This is a genomic window from uncultured Roseicyclus sp. (genome assembly GCF_937892565.1).
Lineage (GTDB): Bacteria > Pseudomonadota > Alphaproteobacteria > Rhodobacterales > Rhodobacteraceae > Roseicyclus.
Genome location: NZ_CALAHQ010000081.1, coordinates 1 through 16,097 on the forward strand (window position 1 = coordinate 1; position 16,097 = coordinate 16,097).

Annotated in this window: 12 protein-coding genes; 2 read left to right on the forward strand and 10 right to left on the reverse strand. The window is 67.3% G+C overall.

The window, feature by feature from the left end; translation table 11 throughout:
* Positions 1–172 (reverse strand): P-II family nitrogen regulator (locus tag Q0094_RS11475; RefSeq protein ID WP_297619572.1); only part of this gene is annotated, 172 nt, incomplete at its 3' end.
* Between the two features lie 304 nt (positions 173–476).
* Here Q0094_RS11475 and Q0094_RS11480 point away from each other — a divergent pair.
* On the forward strand, positions 477–2,630 hold the full coding sequence (locus Q0094_RS11480) for a transglycosylase domain-containing protein (protein ID WP_297619506.1): 2,154 nt from the start codon (positions 477–479) through the stop codon (positions 2,628–2,630).
* On the opposite strand, the gene Q0094_RS11485 is transcribed toward Q0094_RS11480, so the two are convergent.
* From Q0094_RS11485 to regB, 9 genes are all read right to left on the reverse strand, one after another.
* Positions 2,585–2,896, reverse strand: coding sequence for a hypothetical protein (locus Q0094_RS11485; RefSeq protein WP_297619508.1), 312 nt, complete (start codon positions 2,894–2,896; stop codon positions 2,585–2,587). The genes Q0094_RS11480 and Q0094_RS11485 overlap by 46 nt on opposite strands.
* Before the next feature lie 193 nt (positions 2,897–3,089).
* On the reverse strand, positions 3,090–3,410 hold the full coding sequence (trxA, locus tag Q0094_RS11490; RefSeq protein ID WP_297619511.1) for a thioredoxin: 321 nt from the start codon (positions 3,408–3,410) through the stop codon (positions 3,090–3,092).
* Positions 3,411–3,472: 62 nt separating this feature from the next.
* Positions 3,473–6,868: a double-strand break repair helicase AddA gene (addA, locus tag Q0094_RS11495; RefSeq protein ID WP_297619514.1), complete on the reverse strand. Its 3,396-nt coding sequence runs from the start codon at positions 6,866–6,868 to the stop codon at positions 3,473–3,475.
* Entirely contained in the window at positions 6,865–9,843 is a 2,979-nt protein-coding gene (addB, locus tag Q0094_RS11500) for a double-strand break repair protein AddB (protein ID WP_297619516.1), read from the reverse strand. The genes addA and addB overlap by 4 nt, the downstream gene beginning before the upstream one ends.
* Positions 9,836–10,525 carry a nucleotidyltransferase family protein gene (locus Q0094_RS11505; RefSeq protein WP_297619520.1) on the reverse strand — a complete coding sequence of 230 codons (690 nt, stop codon included), beginning with the start codon at positions 10,523–10,525 and terminating at the stop codon, positions 9,836–9,838. Before Q0094_RS11505 ends, addB begins: the two co-directional genes overlap by 8 nt.
* Entirely contained in the window at positions 10,522–11,493 is a 972-nt protein-coding gene (locus Q0094_RS11510; RefSeq protein WP_297619523.1) for a phosphotransferase, read from the reverse strand. Before Q0094_RS11510 ends, Q0094_RS11505 begins: the two co-directional genes overlap by 4 nt.
* Positions 11,490–11,963 carry a tRNA (adenosine(37)-N6)-threonylcarbamoyltransferase complex ATPase subunit type 1 TsaE gene (gene tsaE, locus Q0094_RS11515; protein WP_297619575.1) on the reverse strand — a complete coding sequence of 158 codons (474 nt, stop codon included), beginning with the start codon at positions 11,961–11,963 and terminating at the stop codon, positions 11,490–11,492. Before tsaE ends, Q0094_RS11510 begins: the two co-directional genes overlap by 4 nt.
* A 133-nt stretch (positions 11,964–12,096) precedes the next feature.
* Positions 12,097–13,782, reverse strand: coding sequence for a PAS-domain containing protein (locus Q0094_RS11520; RefSeq protein WP_297619526.1), 1,686 nt, complete (start codon positions 13,780–13,782; stop codon positions 12,097–12,099).
* Between the two features lie 114 nt (positions 13,783–13,896).
* Positions 13,897–15,303 carry a sensor histidine kinase RegB gene (gene regB / locus Q0094_RS11525; protein ID WP_297619529.1) on the reverse strand — a complete coding sequence of 469 codons (1,407 nt, stop codon included), beginning with the start codon at positions 15,301–15,303 and terminating at the stop codon, positions 13,897–13,899.
* 110 nt (positions 15,304–15,413) lie between these two features.
* On the opposite strand from regB, the gene Q0094_RS11530 reads away from it, so the two are divergent.
* Positions 15,414–16,055, forward strand: coding sequence for an SCO family protein (locus Q0094_RS11530; RefSeq protein WP_297619532.1), 642 nt, complete (start codon positions 15,414–15,416; stop codon positions 16,053–16,055).
* Positions 16,056–16,097 lie beyond the last annotated feature (42 nt).

Here is a 16,097-nt window from a genome sequence, read left to right on the forward strand (position 1 = left end):
TCGGCACGAAGTTCACGGCGTATTCCGCGCCGCGATAGATTTCGGTGTGACCGGATTGCGAGCCAAAGCCCTTGATCTCGGTGACCATCATGCCGCGGACCCCGACGGCGGTCAGGGCTTCCCGGACCTCTTCGAGCTTGAACGGCTTGATCGCTGCAATAATGAGTTTCACGTCTTACCCCTTCCGGTTTGTTGATCCGGTTCGCCCGGACGACGTGACTGACGCCGCCGGTATGGGCTCTAGACAGGCTGAGGCCGCGCCGGTGGCAATGAATCGGGGCATAATCCGCGCAACCGGAAGGCGAAGTTGCATTATTTTTGCGCGATTTGACGCTTGCGCCTAAATTTTAGGCTAAGGAAAGATGCGGCGCTGCGGCACAGAGGGTGCACAAACGACTCAAATTTGCCTATCTTGTGCTGAAAAGAGGCAGGTCAGCGATATGGCGATTTCCGGAAAGGGCCGCGGATCAGCGCCCATGGGGCGGCGGCTTGTGGCCGATCGGCGCGGCCCGGCTGTGGCGGCGCCAAAGCCCAAGACTGGCGGACGCGGGCCGCGCAAGCCGCGCCGCACCCGCGCGCCGCGACGGCGTGGGCTTGTGGGATGGATCGGCGCGCTCTTGCGGCTGATCGGGCGCATCATCTGGGGGCTGATCTGGCGGGGCGCGGCAATCGTGATGCTGATCATCGGGCTGGCGGCGGGATATTATCACGCCCAATTGCCCGATCTGGCGGCGGTGGTCGACGCCCGCTATCGCGGATCGGTCACGATGCTGGACCGCGACGGCGCCGTCTTTGCATGGCGGGGCGACCAATTCGGCGGCGCAATCGACCCGGCCAGCGTCAGCCCGCATCTGGTGCATGCCATCATTGCCACCGAGGATCGGCGCTTTTACCGGCATCTGGGCATCAGCCCGCGCGGCATCGCCAGCGCTGTTCGCATCAACCTGAGCGAGGGGCGCGGCCCCTTGTCGGGGCATGGCGGGTCCACGATCACCCAGCAGGTGGCCAAGCTGTTGTGTCTGGGCGTGCCCTATGACCCAGCCGCCTGGGAAAATGAAGCCGCCTATGAGCAAGATTGCCGCCGCACAACGCTGTGGCGCAAGGTGCAGGAGGTGCCTTTTGCGCTGGCGATGGAGGTTCGCTATTCCAAGGACGAGATCCTGTCGATCTATATGAACCGCGCCTTTCTGGGGGCGGGCACGCGCGGGTTCGAAGCGGCGGCACAGCGCTATTTCGGCGTTTCGGCCGCCGCCGTGACCCCGCAGCAGGCCGCGATGCTGGCGGGGCTTTTGGTGGCGCCCTCCTATTATGCGCCGACCCGCGATCTGGACCGTGCGCAGCGCCGCGCCGCGACCGTGCTGCGGCTGATGGAGGCGCAGGGCTATCTGACCGCCACCGAGGCTGCCGCCGCGCAAGCGGCCCCCGCCACGCTGTCGGCGGCCGCGCGGCAAGACCGCGGCGGGGCCTTTGCGGATTGGCTGATGTCGACCGGCCCGCAATTCCTGACCGGCGAGACAACCGAGGATGTGATCATCCGCACCACCTTTGACCCCGCCTTGCAGGCCGCCGCCGAAGAGGCGCTGGTATCGGTCTTTGCAAACCAGGTGCGCGAAGGGTCCGAGGCACAGGCCGCGATCGTGGTGATGTCGGCCGATGGTGCGGTGCGCGCGATGGTAGGGGGGCGCGACACCGAAGGCACGGGGCTGTTCAACCGCGCGACACAGGCGTTGCGCCAGACCGGATCGTCGTTCAAGCCCTTTGTCTATGCCGCGGCGCTGGATCTGGGCTGGCGCTTTGACGATCTGATCCTTGATGCGCCGCTGACCATCACCATCCCCGGATCAGGGCCTTGGTCGCCGGAGAACTACACCGGGGAATTCTACGGCGAGGTGACTCTGACAGAGGCGCTGGAGCGGTCGCTCAACACCGCAGCCGTGCGCCTGTCCGAAGCGGTGGGCCGCGATCTGGTGCGCAATGTGGCCGCTGAATTCGGCATCGACAGCAACCTTGCCGATGGGCCGGCCTTGGCGCTGGGGGCATCGGAATCGACCCTGATCGAAATGACCGGCGCCTATGCGGGGATCTTGAACGGTGGTTCGGCAGTGGTCCCTTACGGGGTTCAGGAATTGCGGCTGGTGGGCGACAGCGTGGCCCTGTTCGAACAGATGACCGGCATAGAAGAACGGGTGATTTCCGAAACCGCCGCGCGGCAACTGACCTACATGATGGCCACAGCCGTCGCCCAGGGCACGGGTCGGCGCGCGCAATTGCCCGATCGGCCCGTGGCCGGAAAGACCGGCACCACCAACAGCCAACGCGATGCGTGGTTCATCGGCTTCACCGCCGATTATGTGACCGGTGTCTGGATGGGGTATGACGACAATTCCCCCCTGACCGGGGTGACGGGCGGCGGGCTTCCATCCGAGATCTGGCGCCAGACGATGGAGCGCATCCATGCCGACCTCCCCGCAAGCCCGCTGCCGATGATCGATCCGGCGACCGAGGCGCGCACAATCGCGCGGCGTATCGGCGATCCATCGCCAGAGGGCACGTCTTTGGACCCCGCCGCCCAGGATGACGCCGATCAGATATTGATGCGGGTTCTCAACGGGCTTTTGGGCCGGAACTGAGCGGGGCGCAGACCAGGGATTGTTCCGGCACCCTGATCTGGCGCCGTTCCTGACCATGCCCCGCGCCCCGAAAACCCCTCGGTGTCGGATTGGCCGGCCTCGCCGTCTTGCAGCGTCTCGGCGGCCATCGGGTCGCTCAGGGCATGCCGGTTCTGCAAGACATCAATGCCCCCCATCGTCTCAAGCGGCATCGGCGGCCGCGCCGGGGGAACACCCGCATCCACATCCGCCAGAAACGGCTCGGGCCGGGTAAGCTTTTTCTTCATTGCGCCCCAAAGACCGGGAATGGCGGGCCGCTGGGGCATCGGTTGGGTCTGCACTGGGGCTGGCCCGTGGCATCGGCCAGCGTGTCAGACCAGACAGCCCGGGGGCGTCATCGCGCGCGCATGTGGGTTGCAACCCGAAACCAAAAAGGCGCCCCGGTTGGGGCGCCTTTTGGGATTGGGATGACCGAACCGATCACACGGCGTCGTCGATCCATTTCTGGAGCGCAGCCTTGGGGGCGGCGCCGATCTTGTTGGACACGACCTCACCATCCTTGAACAGGAACAGCGCGGGGATGCCGCGCACGCCCATCTGCATCGGCGATTGCGGGTTCTCGTCGACATTGACCTTCACGATCTTGACGCGCCCGGCATATTCGGCCGAAAGCTCTTCCAGCGCGGGGCCGATCTGTTTGCACGGGCCGCACCATTCGGCCCAGAAATCCACGACAACGGGGATGTCGGACTGGCGCACTTCGGCATCGAAGGTGGCATCGGAAACGGCGAGTGTTGCCATGGCGTGGGGCCCTCCTGGCGGATGAGATCGGAACCGAAATCTAAGGATCGCCCCGCACAGGGTCAAGCACCCGCAGAGCGCGCCAGTGCCGCAGCCGTGATATCTTGCGGCAAGACCATCAATTCGGCGCTGCGCGTCCAGAGGATGGCGGTTTCGATGCGGCGGTCGGGATAGATCGCGCCCAGCATCTCGGCATAGGCCCCCATCTGACGCAACAGCCCCTCGGGCACCGCGGCGGGGGTGGCGGGGATGGCGGCGTTGGTCTTGAAATCCACGGCCAGAACACGGGCATCGCCCACCAGCAGCCGGTCGATGATGCCCTGCATCGGCCCGCCCAGGGCAGGCCTGTCGGCGCACAGCGCCACCTCGGCCAGGGTTTCGGGGGCAAAGAGCGGCGCCAGATCGGGGGCGGTCAGGATGCGGGTCGCCTCGGCCAGAAGATCGGCCGCTTCGGCGGCGGGCACGCTGCCGGGTTCCAGCGACATGATCGCGGGCAGCGCGGCCGCCCAGCCCGGTTGCGGCAGGCCCGGCAGATGTTCGAGCAACAGATGGATCAGACGGCCACGGCGCAGGGCCGCCTCTTCGGCCAGCCCTTCGCTGGCCCCGGCAACGATCTTGGCCCCGCCCAGATCGGACGGGGTGCGGGCGGGCAATGCGCGGGGCGACGCGGCAACATCCTGGCCCGCCCAATCGGGCAGCGCTGCGCGCGGGGCGGCGGCGGCGGACGCGGACGCGGCGGGCGGGAGCGTCGCCCAATCGCCCCGCTCCAGCCGCAGCCCCCCGTCATGGGGGATCTCGGGCGGGGCATAGGGCACGGCCGGGCTGGCCTGCATCGCGTCGGCGATGGAGGCATACCAGCTGTCGGTGGCATCGCCGTCCTTGTTCGCGGTCTTGCCGGCGGCGGCGACGATCAGCCAGCTTTCGGCGCGCGTCATCGCCACATAGAGCAGGCGGTTGCGCTCGGCGGTGTCGGCGGCCGCCTTGTGATCGAGTGCGGCCAGGACAGGCGCGATCGCCTCATCCTTGCGCGGCCACAGACAGGGGCCGCCCTCGGGGGTGACCAGATCGATGCGTGCGCCCCCCCGCGCCTGACGGATCGCGGTGTCGGGCAAGATCACCACCGGCGCCTCGAGCCCCTTGGCGCCATGCACGGTCATCACCCGGATCTGCCCGTTGGGCTTGGCCAGATCGCGTTTCACCGTCACCTCGCCCGCCTCGAGCCAGCCGACAAAGCCGGTCAGGCTGGGCACCTCCATCGCCTCATAGGCCAGCGCCTGGGCCAGCATGGCGTCGATGCCATCCTCGGCCTCGGGGCCCAGACGCGCCACAAGGCGCAGCCGCGCGCCATGCCGGATCAGCGCGCGTTCCAGCAGATCATAGGGGCGCAGGTAATCGGCCTGATCGCGCAGATCCTGGAGCATGCCCAGCGTCTGGGGCCAATGATCGGCCTGTTTGCGCAGCGCCTCCCAGAGCGAGGCACCTTTGGGGCGGTAATGGGCCAGATCGAACAACGCCGCCTCGGACCAGCCGCCGATGGGCGAGCGCAGGACCGCGGCCAGCGACAGATCATCCTCGGGCAGCGACAAGAACCGCATCAACGCGATCAGATCCTTGACCGCCAAAGGTTCGGCAATGGCGGCGCGGTCCACACCCGCCACGGGCAGACCCGCGGCCTTCAGCGCGGCGATGATCTTGCGAAACAGGGGCGAGCGGCTTTGCACAAGGATCAAGATATCGCCGGCGGTGACGGCGCGGGGGCTGTCCTTGCCGGGAATGGGTTCGCCCGCCGCGATCATGGCCTCTATGCGGCTGGCGATGGCGCGTGCCAGCAGGCTGGTATGGTGATCCTCGGACACGAGATCTTGTGGGTCATCCCATGGCAGCTTGCCGCGTGTGGCGGTTTCCGGGATGGCAGGCCAAAGATCGACCCGCCCCGGGCGCGTGTCGAAATAGGCCTTGTGGAGCACCCCCGGCCCCACCCCGGGCGCAGCCGCGCCATTGGCGACCTGATCGACCAGCGACAAGATCACCGGGGCCGAGCGAAAGGAATAGAGCAAGTCACCCGACCGAAACGGCAGGCCCACATCGGCCAGACGCGCGGCGAAATGGTCGCGCATGCGGTCAAACCCCTGCGGATCGGCCCCCTGAAAGGAATAGATCGACTGTTTCTTGTCGCCCACCACAAAGATCGTGCGCGCGACATCGGCCCGCGCGCCCATGCCTGTGGCAAACTCGGCGGCCAGTGTCTTGACGATATCCCATTGCGCGGGGCTGGTATCTTGCGCCTCGTCGACAAGGATGTGGTCGATCCCGCCATCGAGCCGGAACAAGACCCATTGCGCCATGGTCTGGCTGGTCAACAGGCGCCGGGTCGCGCGGATCAGATCGTCGAAATCCAGCCAGCCGCGCAGCGCCTTGGCCTCGGCGTAGCGGGGCAGAAAGGCGCCCGCAAAGCGGTGCAGCATGTGCGTGCGCCGCGCGGTCAACAGGCCAAGACGCAAGGGGCGCGCAGAGGCCAGACGGTCGGCCAGATCGGCAAGCCGGGCAAGGCTGTTGCCCATCGCGGCCCGGACGGCGGCATTGTTGAAGATGCCCGCCTTTGGCTGGCTGGGCTCCTTGCTGCCAGCCCCCGACAAAAGCGCATGCTCAAGCCGCGCCAGATCGCCAAGGCCGGGCGTATCCCATGGAAAATCGGGGATGGTCGCACAAGCGGCCTTGTGCTGGGTATTCTTGGGGTTCAGCGCGGGCAGCAACATCTGGCACAGGTCGCGGTCATCGCCATCGAGCGCGCGCGCGATCAGATCCTCCTCGGTCATGGCCGGATCGATGCCCGCCCAGTCGCAGATCGCGGGCCAATCCCAGATCGGGTCGAAATCATCGGCCCCATTCACCACCGCGCGCGACAGCTTGCGCAGGCCATCATCCTCGCTGAGCAACGGGGCCACCCCATCCAGCGCCGCCGCATCGGGGCCTTTGGCCAGATCATCCATCAGGTCGGCAATCAGGCGGGCCTGAACGCGGTCGTCGATCTCGGTGAAGCCGGGGCTGACGCCCGCCTCGAGCGGGAAGCGGCGCAGCACCGAGGCGCAAAAGGAATGGATCGTCTGGATCTTGAGCCCGCCCGGCGCCTCGATCGCGCGGGCAAACAGCGTGCGCGCCACCCGCAGGCGCGCAGGGTCGATGGCACCTTCGCCGATCTCGGCCAGCGTCTTGCGCAGCTGGGCGTCGGGCATCATCGCCCAGGCGCCCAGACGCTGAAACAGGCGGTTCTGCATCTCCATCGCGGCGGCCTTGGTATAGGTCAGGCACAAGATGCGTTCGGGCGGCACGCCCCCGAGCAACAGCCGCGCCACACGGTCGGTCAGCACGCGGGTCTTGCCGGACCCGGCATTGGCCGACAGCCAGACCGATGTCGTGGGCTCGGCGGCGGCGATCTGGGCAAGGCTGGCCTCGGTCATGCAGGGCCCCCCCTGCCGATGGGGATGATCACGGGCGGATCGGTTTCATCCCATTCGCCATGGCGGGCAAGCTGGTCGAAATGCCCCTGAAAGCGGGTGTTGCTGATCGCGCGGCGGGCGGAAAAACCCCAACCCTCGTCCAGCATGTGCAAGAGCCGCCGCTGCAATTGCCCGGCAAGCTCGGTCAGGGTTTCGGGGTCGGGGTGATGGGTGACGATCTGAGGCTGCGCGCCCAGCCCGATATATTCCATGCGCGCCGCCCTGGCCCCGGCATCCAGACCGAAACAGCCCGCCCCGATCATCAGCGCCTCGATCCAGAGTTGCTTGTTGAAAAACTCCTCCTGTTCGGGCGTGGGCGGCGTGCCGGTCTTGTAATCATAGATCGCATAGGCCCCGTCACCCAGCCGGTCGATGCGGTCGGCCTTGCCCGTCAGGGTGATGCCGGTGCCCGGCACCTCCCATTGATCCTTGATCTCGGGGCCAAGGGGGGTGCCGATGGCACGGCGGGCGATTTCGCTGTCCACAAAGAACCCCGCCGCCCGCGCCATGCGCGCACGCCACAGCCGGCTGACGGCGGGAAAGGGGGCGGCCTCGGCCAGAACCCGGTCGGTCAGGTCCGACAGCAGCCGCAAGGCCGCGTCGCGCGGGGGCAGCGCATCCTTGGTCTGGCTCACGAAATCCTCGAGCACCTTGTGCAGAATCGTGCCGCGCAGCCGTGCATCGGGATCGCTGCGCAACGGGTCAAGCGGGCGCAGCCGCAGCACATGGCGGGCATAGATCGCGTAAGGATCACGGATCAGCGTCTCGATTTCGGTCACGCCGAGACGGCGGGGGCGGGCCGCCACGGGGGGCGCGGGCGAAGGGCGCGGCTCGAAGGGCACCGGGGCCGGCGGCGTCAGAAGCGTTTCGGCCATGGCAAGACCCGCCGCACCGCGCGCCTGCATGTCGTTTAACGCCGCGCGGGTTTGGGGGCTGGCGCCGTTCATCAGATTGATCAGGCGGTTGAGCCAGCGCGAGGGCACCGTATCGGTTTCGGCCGTGCGCCGGGCGCGGGTCAGCCAGACCTCGGGCGCACTGGCGGCCTGTTGGAAATCATGCGCCGACAGCCCGATCACCCGGTCGGGCAGCCGCAAACCCGCCTTGGCGCGCAGCGCGCGGTTCAGCCAGGGATCGGCGGCGGGGGCTGCGGGCCAGATGCCTTCGTTCAGCCCGGCCAGGATCAACAGATCGGCGCCTTGCACGCGGGCCTCCTGCGTGCCCCAGATCAAGATATCGGCATGGGGAAAGAGCGGCTGGCGCGCTTCGCGGTCGCGGGTCAGGGCATCGAAGAGATCGCGGTAATCGAGCGCGGAAATCGGCCCGGCGGCGGGGGCTTGCTCGGCCAGTTCGGCCATCAGGCGGGCGGCCTCTTGCCCGGGGGCCTCGTCGTAAAGCTGGCCGGAGCCGGATTGATCTGGCCCGGCGGCAAGTGCCGCGGCGCGGGCGGTGTGGCGGGCAACGCGGGCGTCAAGCGCGATGGGCGCATGATCGGCCGGCGCCAGCAGGTGATCGGCCAGCCACCCCACCCAGCCCATCGCGCCCGCATCATCGTTGCGCCGGGCGGCCCATGCGATCAGCTTGGCACGCGACGGCACGCCCGGGGCCGCGCGCAAGATCTCAAGCTCCAGATCCCGGCTGCGCTTGAGGTGCGGGCCGCGATCGGCGCCGCTGTGGCAAAGCGGATGCTTGAGAATGACGGCCAGCGTTTCGGGATCGGCCGGTTGCGCCTCGAGCGCTGCGACATGGCGCAGGAAACGGCCCGGCGGGGTCAGCGACAGCGGCTGGCCCGCGCTGTCATCGGGGCGGATGCCCCAGCGCGCGAGGGCGGCGGTGATCTGACGTGTCAGCACCCGGTCGGGCGAAATGACGGCGGCGCGCCGGCCATCGGCCACCGCCTGACGCAGGCGCAGCGCGATGGCGGTCGCCTCGATCTGGGGGCTGTCGGCCTCAAGCAAGGTGACGCCCGCCATCGCGCGGGCCACATCCGCAAGGCGCGGGCCTTCGGCCAGCCATTGATCGGTCGCGGGCGCAGGCCGCAGGGCCAGCGACAAGATGGCGCCGCGCCCGCCCCGCGGCCGGGTGCTGCCGGGCCAATCGGGGATCGCATGGGGGTCAAGACCCAGCCGGTCGGCGAATTTCGCCAGCCGGAATTGCGGATGATCCTCACCATCGAGCCCCGCGCGCCGCCCCTCAAGCAGGCGGGCCCAGATCTCGGGCGGCATGTCGCGGTCAATGCCGGGCAAGATCACCGCCCCTTGCGGCAGGCGGGCCACAGCCTCCATCAGCTGGGCCGTCGCGCCGCGCGATCCGGTAGAGCCCGCGACGATCACCGGATGGGCGGGCGGATCTTCGCGCCAGCGCCGCGCCAATGCCGCCACCATCCGCGACTGTCGCGCAGGGCGGGTCAGGGCCGCGTCGTCTTGCATGAAATGGGTCACCAGATCGAGAAACGCGGTCGCGCGCTGCCAATGTTCGGCATGATCGGCGACATCAAGCCCCGCGATGGTGGCCGGTGTTACGCCTTCTTCGAACATCTCGCCCATCAGATCGGCCAGGCTGTCGGCCAGATCATAGAGCGCCGAGCGCGGTGCCAGATGCGGATCACGATCCAGGAGCGCCCCGATCAGGCGCACCAGTTCCAGCCTGAGCCGCAGGGGTGGAATGGCCGCCGGGATGCCCGCCAGATCAGCGACCTCGCCCAGCGCCAGAACCGGACGGATGCGCGGCAGGAACCCCGACCCGCGTTGCAGGTAAAGCGCGCTCAGGCGGCGTTCCATCCGGGCGTTGGCGACGTAGAGATGCACGCGCGCGATGGCCTCGGGCGGGTGGTCTGCCAGCATGGCGTCAAGCCCGCTGACCAGCGCGGCACAGAAATCGACGCCAAGCGGCGTGGCATAGACCCGGGCCGTGGCCGATGGGGGGAACAGATCACGCATCGGCCAGCATCGCCTCGGCCTGGTGCAGCCCTTGGGGGTGGCCGACATCGGCCCAATGGCCGGGATAGGTCACGCCGTAAAGCCGCCCCGCGGCAATCAGCGCCTGCCAGATCTCGCGCAGGGAAAACACCTCGGCCGGGTGCGCGGCCACAAGCGCGGGGGCGATCAGTTGCGCGCCGGTATGGACCAGACCCGCATCCGAGCGATCCCAGTCGAGCCGCCCGACAGGATCGGCCGCGAAATCGCCGCCACCCAGACGGCCGATGGCGCGCGGCCGGGGGACCAAAAGCACCAGGGCGCCCATGCGCGCCCCATCCCAGGCTGCCGTCAAGACCGACAGCGGCGCAGGCCCCGACCAGACAGCATCGGCATTGAGCGTGGCAATGGGGTCGGTCGCCAGATGCGGCAAGGCCCGCTTGATGCCGCCCCCCGAGTCAAGGATCGCGGGGGTTTCCACCGACAGCGCGATATCGGGGTGATGGCGTGCCAGATGCGCCGCGATCTGGTCGGCGCGGTAATGGGCATTGACCGCGATCTTGCCGCCCCCCGCCCGCGCCGCGGCGATGGCATGATCAAGAAGCGGGCGGCCCGCCACCGCGATCAGCGGCTTGGGCCGGTCGGCGGTCAGCGCCCCCATGCGCGTGCCGAACCCTGCGGCCAGGATCATCACATCGGGCGTCATGCGGCGGCCCCCCCGGCCCAGGATGCGGTCAGCGCGCGCAGGCGCGCCACGGCGGGACGCAGGGCGCACAAGGCGGGATGGGCCACCGCCCGGTCGATCAGCGCGCCCGTGCGCGGCAGGAACTGGCGATACTGCGGCTTGCCGCCCGCCGTGGCCAGCCGGTGAAAGACGCCCAGGATGCGCAGGTTGCGCAACAGCGACAAGGTGGCGATGCGCGCCTCGGCGTGGTCGCGCGGCAGATCATGGGCGGCGGCAAAGCGGCCGATCAGGGCGGCGCGCCACAGGGCGGGCACATCGCGGCGCGGGTCATCGACAAGCGATGCCAGATCATAGCCAAGAGGCAGCGCCACGGCATCCTGAAAATCCAGGATCCCGATCCGCGCGGTGCCGTGGCGGTGGGGCAACCAGATCAGATTATCGGCGTGGTAGTCGCGCAAGGACAAGACCGGCGCGCCATCGGCATGGGTGGCCAGCGCCCGGGCCAGCAGCGGCTCCAGATCGCCGCTTTCGCCGGGTGGCAGGAAATCAAGCGTCAGCGCGATCATGGCGGCCTGTGCGGCGATATCCGGGCGGGCGATCCAGTCGGGCAGGGGCGCCATGGCCAGATGCAGGGTCACATCACAGGCCTGTTGATAGGCGATGCGCGCGGTGGCGGGGTCGTCGGGCAACAGCCGCGCCAGCGTGGCATCGCCGAAATCTTCCAGCAACAGCACACCCGCCCCGGGGTCCGCCGCGATCATCGCAGGCGCAGACAGACCCAGCCCCGCCAGATGCGAGCCAACGCGCACAAAGGCGGCTAGGCTGTCGCGGTCGGCTTGCGTGGCAATCGGGGCTTGCATCAGGATCGCGGTGCGGCCCATCCGGCTGAGCCGCAGATAGCGCCGCGACGACGCATCCCCCGCCAAGGGCGCGCGCGTGGCCTCGGCCCATCCGGCCTTGGCAAGGACCGCTGTCAACGGATCGGTCATGGCCGCCCCACCACGGCCAGCAGGCGTGTGGCCAGATCGGACGCTTGCAGCGCGATCAGGGTCAAGAGCCGCGTTTGGGGCGCATCGGCCGGGGTTTCAAACCTGAGGCAGACCGCGCCAACAGGCCAATCGGGCGCAATCCGGTCAGGCCATTCAATCAGGCAGATCGCCTGATGCATGGCCAGATCAAGGCCAAGCTCGAGCATCTCCTGCGGATCGGACAATCGGTAGAGATCGGCATGCCAGACCTCGCCATGGGGGGTGTCATAGGTCTGGACAAGGGTGAAACTGGGCGAAGGCACCTCGGCTGTGGCGCCGCCATCGCCGATCAGGGTGCGGATCAGGGCACGGGCGAAATGGCTTTTCCCCGCGCCAAGCTGACCTTGCAACAGCAGCGTGTCGCCGGGGCGCAAATGCGCGGCCAGCGCCTGAGCAAGGTTTTCGGTCGCCTGGGCGTCGGGCAAGGGCATGCGCGCTTGCGCCAGCCAGCCCGCGGGGGGCCGTGCAAGATCAGGATCGGCGGTCAAGACGGTCGGGGCAATCATCACAAGGCCGAGTTTAGCCATCCCGGCCAAAGCTGCAACGCGTGATCGGGGGGATGGGTCAATCCGCATCCTGTGGGGGGCGCGGGCGAAAGGCGGCCATGGGTTCGGCCATTTGGCGCAACCTTACGGGATCGGGCGTGGCAAGATCCGTCACCCGCGATGGCCACGCGGCGACAGCCTCCGCGTCGACGGGGTGAAACGACACCGCGACAGCCCCGCCGGACAAAGGGGCCACCCGCACCGACAAGCGGCCGCCATCGATCAAGGTGATCGCCTCCGACCAGGCGGCGCGGTCGGGTCTGGGCATGGCGAACTGGCGGATGTCGCCCCAAAGCCCGGTGGGCCGGGTGCGCCCCTGCCAGGTGCGGATCGCATCGCCAAGCGACAAGACACCGATCAGCGCTTGCGGATCGCCGCCCCAAACTGCGCCATAGGCGGCATTGGCCAGCGCCAACCGCCCGTCGCCGGAAAAGATCGCCAGTGCAGTGGGCAGATCATCCAGCACGGATTGATACAGATCCAGCTCGGCGCGGAATTTGCGGGTCAAGGTGATCTCGGCGGTGATGTCTTCGAACATGAAGGCCAGCGCGCCATCTGGATGCGGGCGGCCGATCACGCGAAAGCTTTGGCCGCCAGGAAGGGTCCACAATTCCTGAAAGGTGCCATTCTCGGCGCTGCGTTCCAGCCGGGCGATATCGTCGCGCCAGTGGCGATAGTTCTTGGGCTCGGGCATGCGCTGACGGTCGCGCAGCGCATCGAGAAACGCCACAAGGCCGGGGCGATTGGACAAGAACGCAGGCTCAAGAGTGGACAGCCCGACAAGAGCGGGGTTGAACAGCACCAATTCGCGGCGCTTGTCGAAAATGGCCAGCCCGATGGGAAGCTGCGCAAAGGTCTTGGAGAGTGTCTGGATGAAATTGCGCAGCGATACCTCGGCACCGACCACGCGGTCGGCGGGCAGGGCTGCGCACAAGAGCCCGCCACCGGGCTGCCGCGCGACGGCCAAGTCGAACCAGAGCGCGCCATCATGGGCCATGGCCACAGCGGCATCCTCGGGCGGGAGCGGCAGCCGGCAGCGCCGCAGGCTGCCCGCATCGGGAAGCGGATCGAGATGCTCGGAAAACAGGGCCGGGATCGGCCAGGGCACCGTTGCGGTCCGGTCAGACCCCAGCCGCTCGACCAGCGCCAGATAGGGCGCATTGGCCCACAAGACGCGGCCATCGGGGGCAAGCCGCCAGATCGGGCCGCGCGTTGCGTCCAATGCATGGCGCAGATCCTCAACCTCGTCGCCAAGGGCTGCCAGGGCGGCTGCATCGACCATCTGCCGCCCGGCGTGCACCTCGGTCGGGCCGATGGTGACGATGATCCGGTCACCCTCGAGCCGGCCCGCGATCGACAAGAGATCCTGACCGAAATGGGCCGCAAGCACGAATGCCTCACCCCGGCGCGCAAGTGCGGTCATCCGCGCGGGCAGACCGGGATGGAGCGATCTGACCGCGCGCGCCAGGACATCAAAGGCCACACTGCGATCGACATCGGGTCGCAAGAAGGCATCATTGGGATCGACCGGCGAGAGCAGATAGCCCTCGCGGAATTCATAACGACGCGGTGCGTCGGCAAAGACCACCGCCTTGGGTCCGCCCGATACGCGGGCGCCGAACAACATACGCGTTACCAGCATACCGATGGCAGCACTCAGGAGGCTGACAGCGGAAAACAGGATCACGGTGTAGAGTTCCGGCATGATGGCACGCCTTGTGTCTGCTCCGATGGAGCGACTATCGCGCGGCATAGTTAACGGCACGTTAAGAGCAGGAAATCCCGTAAAGATCTTGATCGTCAACGCAGCGGCGCGAGATCAGATCGCGATGGGTTGGTTTTCCCCCAAGGGTCCAGTGGCCATATCCGTCGGAAGGCCGATCGCCCCATGTGACCAGATCACCTTGACCACGGCGCCGGATTTGTCGGTCTTGTCTTCGGCCGACAAAAAGGGATCGGTGGCGTTTTCAAAACCGACGCGCGCGCCTGAGCGTTCCAGCAGGGTCTTGGCGATGAACAGACCCAGACCCATGCCATCATAGCCGGGGCGTGCGGGGCTTTGGGCGCGGGCGCGGCGGCTGAGAAAAGGGTCGCCCAGACGGCCCAGCATGTCCTGCGGGTAGCCCGGACCATCATCGGTGATGCGCAGCCGGATCTGGCCATCGCCCCAGCGGCCTTCGATCCAGATCTGGGTCGCGGCGAAATCGACGGCATTTTGCACAAGGTTGCGCAGACCATGGATCACCTCGGGCTTGCGCCAGATCACAGGTTGATCCGGGGTCGCGCCCGGATCGGCGACAAAATCGTAATTGATCGCAACCCCGCGCGCGGCGTGGGGTTCGGCCGCCTCGCGCACCACGGCACCAAAAGGCGCCGAACGCATGTGCAGATCATCCTTTCCCGCCTGCCCCATCGAGCGCAGGATATCGCGGCAGCGGTCGGCCTGATCGCGGATCAGGCGGGCATCCTCGGCCAGAAGCGGATGATCGCCCAGCTCATCGAGCAATTCGGTCGACACCAGCTTGATGGTGGCCAGCGGCGTGCCCAGCTCATGGGCGGCGGCGGCCACGACCCCGCCCAGATCGGTCAGCTTCTGCTCGCGCGCCAATGCCATCTGGGTGGCCAGAAGCGCCTGGCTCATGGAATGGGTTTCTTGCGTGATCCGGCGCGCATAGGCCGACAAAAACACGATGCCGATACAGATCGCCAGCCAGAACCCTGCCACGAAAAGATCAGGCAGTTGCAAGACCTCGCCCATTTCCGTGGTCAGGGGCACGTGAAATATGGCCAAAAGCGTGATCATCGCCACCGCGACACCGCCCAGAATGGTGGTGGATTGCACCGTCAGCGCCGTGGCCGAGATCGTCACCGGCGCCAAGATCAACAGCGCAAAGGGGTTGTTCAGCCCGCCCGTCAGAAACAGCAGGAACCCCAGTTGCGACAGGTCGAACAACAGGGTCAGCATCGCGTCTCGGTCCGAGAGGCGCTGGTTTTCGGGAAAGATCGTCATCGCGATCAGGTTCGACACCATGCTGGCCCCGATGGCGAGGAAGCACAGACCCAATTCGACCCGCAGCCCCAGATAAAAGGACGCGATGACGACCGTGACCGTCTGCCCAAGAATCGCCAGCCAGCGCAAAACCAAAAGCGTGCGCAGCCGCACCCAATCGCTGCGCGCGTCTTGTCGCACAAGGTCAAAGGCGGGATCGGGCGCGGCTTGGGCCATCAAGGGGCTTTCTGTCACAGGCAGTCAGACATGGATTGATAGGGCGGCGGGTCTAGGTAATCAACGCTGCCTGACATCTCTGCCCGCGTCACCACCCGGAGGATCCTTGATTGACCCGCATCTATGCCCTTGCCTCGGCTGCGTTGATTGGTGCGCTCATGATCGGGGCAGGCGTGGCTGTCTATCTGGGACAGGCCAAGCGCGCCGCATCGAATGATCCTTTTGCCCAATGCCGCGCCAGTGTGGTGGCAGGCGGGGCCGGCCAGATCGGCGGGCCCTTCACGCTGATCGACGAGGCTGGCCAAACCGTCAGCGATGCCGATGTGATCACAAAGCCCACGCTGGTCTATTTCGGCTACACCTTCTGTCCCGATGTCTGCCCGCTGGATGCGGTGCGCAACGCCGAGGCGATCGATCTGCTGGAGGCCGATGGCTATGACGTGCTGCCGGTGATGATTTCGGTCGATCCGCTGCGCGACACCCCCGAGGTGATGGCGGCCTTTACCGCCAATATCCATGAGCGCATGCTGGGGCTGACCGGGACGCCCGACCAGACCGACGCAGCCGCGCGCGCCTATCGGGTCTATTATCGGTCGAACCGCGACAGCGGCGATCCATATTACCTCGTGGATCATTCGGCCTTTACCTATCTGGTTTTGCCAGAACACGGCTTTGTGGAATTCTTCAACCGTGAGACCACCCCGCAACAAATGGCCGAACGGACGGAATGTTTCGTGGACGCAGCCAGTTAAGGGGCAAAGCCCGCATGCAACGCTAAATTGACCGCTTGGCGC

Coding starts and splice junctions, on each gene's coding strand:
- Q0094_RS11505 (WP_297619520.1), bottom strand. CDS start 10,525: ATGACGCCCGATGTGATGATCCTGGCCGCAGGGTTCGGCACGCGCATG.
- tsaE (WP_297619575.1), bottom strand. CDS start 11,963: ATGCCCTTGCCCGACGCCCAGGCGACCGAAAACCTTGCTCAGGCGCTG.
- Q0094_RS11485 (WP_297619508.1), bottom strand. CDS start 2,896: ATGAAGAAAAAGCTTACCCGGCCCGAGCCGTTTCTGGCGGATGTGGAT.
- regB (WP_297619529.1), bottom strand. CDS start 15,303: ATGGCCCAAGCCGCGCCCGATCCCGCCTTTGACCTTGTGCGACAAGAC.
- addB (WP_297619516.1), bottom strand. CDS start 9,843: ATGCGTGATCTGTTCCCCCCATCGGCCACGGCCCGGGTCTATGCCACG.
- trxA (WP_297619511.1), bottom strand. CDS start 3,410: ATGGCAACACTCGCCGTTTCCGATGCCACCTTCGATGCCGAAGTGCGC.
- Q0094_RS11520 (WP_297619526.1), bottom strand. CDS start 13,782: ATGCCGGAACTCTACACCGTGATCCTGTTTTCCGCTGTCAGCCTCCTG.
- Q0094_RS11480 (WP_297619506.1), top strand. CDS start 477: ATGGGGCGGCGGCTTGTGGCCGATCGGCGCGGCCCGGCTGTGGCGGCG.
- Q0094_RS11510 (WP_297619523.1), bottom strand. CDS start 11,493: ATGACCGATCCGTTGACAGCGGTCCTTGCCAAGGCCGGATGGGCCGAG.
- addA (WP_297619514.1), bottom strand. CDS start 6,868: ATGACCGAGGCCAGCCTTGCCCAGATCGCCGCCGCCGAGCCCACGACA.